Origin of the sequence: Actinoplanes sp. NPDC051633 (assembly GCF_040681735.1) — a bacterium.
Classification (GTDB): domain Bacteria; phylum Actinomycetota; class Actinomycetes; order Mycobacteriales; family Micromonosporaceae; genus Actinoplanes.
On the sequence record NZ_JBFAZH010000635.1, the window covers coordinates 1 to 4632 of the forward strand.

Sequence of the window (4632 nt, forward strand, 5' to 3'; positions counted from 1 at the left end):
TCTACGAGAGCCTGCTCCGCTTCAACGTGCTCGACGGGTCGCTGCACCCCGGGCTGGCAAAGAGCCTGGAGCAGCCCGACGACAACACGATGCGGCTGCCGCTGCAGGAGGGGACGAAGTGGTCCGACGGATCCGACCTGACCGCTGACGATGTCGTCTTCACCTTCGAGCTCGGCAAGACCGCGGCGGTCAACTTCTCGACCGTGTGGGAGTACATCGAGTCGGTCACCGCTCCCGACCCGCGGACGGTCGAGTTCAAGCTCAAGGCCAAGCCGTACAACCCCGGGCTGGTCAAGAACTACCTCGTGCAGACGCTGATCGTGCCGAAGGCGATCTTCAGCAAGATCGCCGCGGACAAGATCCCGGCCGAGACCAACCTCAAGCCGATCGGCTCGGGGCCGTTCCTGCTGGACAAGTACGACCAGACCCAGGTCAACCTGAAGCGCAACGACAACTATTGGGGCAAGCAGGCGTTCGGCACCCCGCCGATGACCACGATCAACCACCCCATCTTCAAGAGCAACCAGGACGGCGACCTCAAGCTGGAGAGCGGCGAGATCGACGCGAGCCAGCAGTTCACGGCGCAGATCTGGAAGATGTGGGAGTCCGGCAAGCCGGTCAGCACGTGGATGAAGAAGAAGCCCTACCACGTGCCGGGCAACCTGCCGCTGCTGATCTTCGGCCTGAACAAGAAGGGTCTCAACAACGTCAAGGTCCGCCAGGCGATCGCCTACGGCATCAACTACCCGAACATCGCGACCACGGCTATGTCGGACTACTCCGACCCGGCGCAGGCCAGCCTCATCGTGCCGTCGGGTTACGAGCAGAAGTTCTTCGACTCCGCCGCCGTCCAGGCCGAGGGCTGGAAGTACGACAAGGCGAAGGCGATCGAGATCCTCGAGAAGGACCTGCAGGCCAAGAAGGGCTCGGACGGCATCTACGTGCTGCCCGACGGCACCAAGCTGGGCGGCTGGAAGCTGATCACGCCGACCGGCTGGACCGACTGGAACACCGCCTGCGAGATCGTCGCGAAGTCGGCGAAGGAGATCGGCATCGGCATCACCACGGAGTTCCCGCAGTTCCCGACCATGTTCTCGCGGCTGCAGAACGGCAACTTCGACCTGGCGATGTACTCCTACACCGGCGTCAACCCGGCCAGCCCGTGGATCCGGTTCCGCGACGCCTTGGACAACCGAGGTGTGCCGGCGGCGGGCAAGACGGCGTTCTGGAACTACAACCGGTTCTCCAACCCCGACGTGCCCGCCCTGCTCGACACCGCGGCCGGCGCCAAGAGCGATGCCGAGGCCAAGGCGGCGTACGTCGAGCTCGACAAGATCTACCGCGCGAACGTGCCCGTCGTGCCTCTGATGTACCGCCCGCTCGAGTTCTTCGAGTTCAACCAGAACAACTGGACCAACTTCCCGAGCGAGGAGAACCCGTACGCCCCGCCCATGTGGCAGGGTGCGGGCATCCAATGGTTGTTCAAGATCAAGAAGGTTGGCACGTAGAGAAGGGCACGAGATGGCGCTGGCGAGATACCTCGGTCGCAAGCTCGCTTGGACCGTGGTGGTCCTGTTCGTGGCGCTGTTGCTGAACTTCCTGCTCCCCCGTCTCATCCCGGGCAACCCCATCGACGCCATCGTCGGCGGGCTTGCCCGGGGTGGGGGTACGGGGGGCGAGGATCTCCAGCGCATCCACGAGCACTTCATGCAGGAATTCGGGCTAGACAAGCCCCTGTGGCAGCAGTTCTTCATCTATCTCGGCAACCTGGCGCAAGGGGACTTCGGCACGTCGTTCGGCCAGTACCCCGCGCCGGTGGGCTCGCTGATCGGTGACGCGCTGCCCTGGACCATCGCCATCCAGCTGCCGGCGATCATCGTCGGCTGGGTCGTGGGCAACATCCTGGGCGCCGTGGCCGCGTTCAAGAGCGGCTGGTTCGACCGCGGGGCCTTCGTCGGCTCCCTGTTCTTCTCCAGCGTCCCGCCCTTCGCGTTCGCGATCATCCTGCTGTTCGTGGCGGGCGTGAAGCTGGGCATCCTGCCGGTCGGCGGGGCGTACTCGTTCGGCCTGACGCCGGAGTGGTCGTTCACCTTCTTCGGCGACGCCATCACGTACTTCTGGCTGCCGTTCTGGTCACTGGTGCTGGTCTTCATCGGCGGCCAGGCGGTCGGCATGAGGTCGATGGCCGTGTACGAGCTGGGCACGGACTACGTCAACTTCAACCGCGGCCTCGGCGTCAAGGACGGCTTCACCGTCCGCTACATCTTCCGGAACGCGATGCTGCCGCAGATCACCGGCCTGGCGTTGTCCATCGCCGCGCTGATCAGCGGCGGGCTGATCACCGAGCTGGTGTTCTCCTACCCCGGCCTGGGCACCCTGCTGTTCAACGCCATCGGCCAGAACGACTATCCCGTCATCCAGGCGATCACCCTGCTGATCACCGTGGCGGTGCTGGTCGCCAACTTCGCCGTCGACGTACTCACCGGATTCATCGATCCCAGGATCCGGGCCGCACAGAGCGGAGATCGCTGATGAGTCTTCGAGGTCTGTCCCCACGATTCTGGTTCGCCGCCGTCCTGGTCCTCTTCGTCGTGCTGGTCGGCCTCCTCGGGCCGCTGCTCGTGTCGGTCGGCCCGAACGACACCGTCGGCGGCCTCTACGACCCGCCGCAGTGCTGCGGCGCCCTGCTCCTCGGCACCGACAACGAGGGCCAGAGCGTCATCGCCAACCTGGTGTACGGCACGCGTACCTCACTGATCGTCGGCCTGATGGCCGGGGTCATCGCCACCGTGGTCGGCCTGCTGGTCGGGCTGGTGTCCGGTTACCGCGGCGGCTGGCTCGACGACGTGCTCACCGCGATCACCAACGTCGGCCTCGCCATCCCGGCCATCGTGGTGATCATCCTGGTCTCCGTGTCGCTGCCCCAGCGCAACCTCTACACGCTCGCGCTGGTCATCGGGCTGACCGCCTGGTTCTGGGTGGCCCGCGCGGTGCGGGCACAGGCGAGCAGCATCCGGACCCGGGAACACGTCGACGTCGCCCGGCTCTCCGGCGCCGGGTTCTGGTCGATCCTCGGCCGCGACGTCCTGCCGTACCTGCTGTCCTACGTCGTGATGGCGGCCGTCCTGCAGGTGTCCGGCGCGATCCTGTTCGAGTCGACGCTGAGCCTGCTGGGCCTCGGTCCCGGCAACGCGACGAGCCTGGGCACGATGCTCTACTGGGCGATCGCCTGGGGCTCGGTCCGCACCGGCGCCTGGTGGGCGTTCGTGCCGCCGACCGTGATGCTCACGTTGATCGTCTTCGGGCTGCTGCTCCTGCAGTCCAGCCTCAACGAGGTGTTCAACCCGCGCCTGCGCCGCGGCCGCGGGCGGCGCAAGAGCAAGACCCCGGACGAGCCGGTCGGGCCCGTCGGGATGCTGGAGACGCCGGTGACGGTCGGAACGGAGCCTCGCTGATGGGCACTCTCGTCGACGCCCGCGACATCCGCGGCGTCTACTACACCGGCGGCCAGGACGTCGTCGCGGTCGACAACGTCTCGATCCGGATCGAGGAGGGCGAGGTGCTCGGCCTCGCCGGCGAGTCGGGCAGCGGCAAGACCACGCTCGGCTCGATCATCTCGCTGATCGCCCGACCCCCGCTGCATGTCGAGCGAGGCACGCTGGAGATCGACGGCCAGGTGCAGGAGCTGGGCGGGGACGCCAAGGTTCCGCGTACCTGGCGGGGCGCGGTGGTCTCCATGCTGCCGCAGGGCGCGATGAACTCGCTCAGCCCGACCAAGCGCATCCGCCACCTGGTCTACGACGTCATGCGTTCGCACGACCGGAAAATCTCGCGGGACGAGGCGATGGACCGGGCCCGGCAGCGGATCACCACGCTGGGGTTGCCGGCCCGGGTCCTCGACGCCTATCCCCACCAGTTGTCCGGCGGCATGAAACAGCGGACCGTGACGATCATCAGCACCCTGCTCAACCCGCGGCTGCTGGTGGCCGACGAGCCGACCTCGGCGCTCGACGTGACCTCGCAGAAGATCCTGATCGAGATGCTGCTGGAGATGCTGCGCGAGAAGATCATCTCCGGGGTCATCTTCGTGACCCACGACCTGCCTGTGCTGCGCACCGTGGCCACCAACATCGGGGTGATGTACCAGGGCCGGTTGGTCGAACGGGGGCCTACGCAGATCATGGTGGACAGTCCGGCCCACCCGTACACGAAGGCGCTGATGAGTTCGGTGCTCGCGCCGGAGCCGAAGTACAGCCATACCCGCATCGAGGGGATGAGCAGCTTCGACCGTTCCCTCTTCGACGCCCCGGCGGTGATCCACCGATGACCGCGATCTACTCCGCCGAGCACATCACCAAGACCTTCGGGCCCGCGAAGAGCGGCGTGCACGCCGTCAAGGACGTCTCGTTCGAGTTGGAGCAGGGCAAGGTCACCACGATCGTCGGCGAGAGCGGCTCGGGCAAGTCGACGATCGCCCGGATGCTGCTCGGGCTGATGCCGATCACGTCCGGCCGGCTGGTCTTCGAGGGCAAGGACGTCACCCACCTCAAGGGGCGCGCCCGCACCGAGTACTGGCGCCACGTGCAGGCGGTGTTCCAGGACCCGTTCGCCGCGTTCAACCAGTTCTTCACG

The 4632-nt window shown here is 66.5% G+C and carries 5 protein-coding genes; all 5 read left to right on the top strand.

Going from position 1 to position 4632, the window contains the following annotated elements:
* The coding region (locus AB0M20_RS28430) for an ABC transporter substrate-binding protein (RefSeq protein ID WP_364303341.1) at nucleotides 1-1508 on the top strand (1508 nt) is incomplete at its 5' end.
* 13 nt (nucleotides 1509-1521) lie between these two features.
* Entirely contained in the window at nucleotides 1522-2532 is a 1011-nt protein-coding gene (locus tag AB0M20_RS28435; protein ID WP_364303344.1) for an ABC transporter permease, read from the top strand.
* Nucleotides 2532-3455 carry an ABC transporter permease gene (locus AB0M20_RS28440; protein ID WP_364303346.1) on the top strand — a complete coding sequence of 308 codons (924 nt, stop codon included), beginning with the start codon at nucleotides 2532-2534 and terminating at the stop codon, nucleotides 3453-3455. The genes AB0M20_RS28435 and AB0M20_RS28440 overlap by 1 nt, the downstream gene beginning before the upstream one ends.
* Entirely contained in the window at nucleotides 3455-4327 is an 873-nt protein-coding gene (locus AB0M20_RS28445; RefSeq protein WP_364303348.1) for an ABC transporter ATP-binding protein, read from the top strand. The genes AB0M20_RS28440 and AB0M20_RS28445 overlap by 1 nt, the downstream gene beginning before the upstream one ends.
* A partial coding sequence (locus tag AB0M20_RS28450; protein ID WP_364303350.1) for an ATP-binding cassette domain-containing protein occupies nucleotides 4324-4632 on the top strand: 309 nt, incomplete at its 3' end. The genes AB0M20_RS28445 and AB0M20_RS28450, both read left to right, overlap by 4 nt.